The sequence below is a fragment of the Microbacterium azadirachtae genome (assembly GCF_000956545.1).
In the GTDB taxonomy this organism is placed as follows: Bacteria; Actinomycetota; Actinomycetes; order Actinomycetales; family Microbacteriaceae; genus Microbacterium; species Microbacterium azadirachtae.
Genome location: NZ_JYIT01000007.1, coordinates 1 through 534, shown reverse-complemented (window position 1 = coordinate 534; position 534 = coordinate 1). Strand labels below are relative to the sequence as shown.

Annotated in this window: 2 protein-coding genes; both read right to left on the bottom strand. The window is 73.6% G+C overall.

The window, feature by feature from the left end; translation table 11 throughout:
* The coding region (locus RL72_RS00045; RefSeq protein ID WP_045248756.1) for a membrane dipeptidase at positions 1-288 on the bottom strand (288 nt) is incomplete at its 3' end.
* On the bottom strand, positions 285-534 hold a 250-nt coding region (locus tag RL72_RS19975), incomplete at its 5' end, for a hypothetical protein (RefSeq protein WP_045248755.1). The genes RL72_RS00045 and RL72_RS19975, both read right to left, overlap by 4 nt.

Genomic DNA, 534 nt, shown 5'->3' with positions numbered 1-534 from the left:
CCGGCACAGCGCGACCCGGTGGGCGTTCTCCTCTGCGACCCGATGTGCGGCCTCGATCATGCGCAGGGTGCGGCGTAGCGCCCCCTCGGGACGATGAGGATCCTCGACGAACACGGGGAGCACCTGGAGGTCCACGCCCCCCTTCTCGAGCTGCGGCAGCCAGCGCTCCCGGAAGAAGCTCCCCCAGCGCTCGGGAGGGCGCGCCACGACCGCGCAGAGTAAGTCGTTGTGCGCATCCGCGACCACGGCGCGGCGATGCAGCGCTCGGGCGAACCCCGGCGCGGTCATGACGCCACCCGCCGATCCGCCCGGCCCGCGTGCAGGAACAGCGCCCTGCCCGCGCCGTCGTCGCCGAGGAAGGCGACCGGCTGGCGGACGCCGTCCTCGGCCTCGGTCGGCAGGAAGGAGTCGCCGCGCCAGCGCACGAGCCCGGTGCGATAGGGGATGTCGCCCACTTCCGCGGCGATGCCGACGGGGGTCCGTTCCAGGCGCAATGAGCCGTCTCCCGCTCGCCGGATCTCGGTCACGGACGTG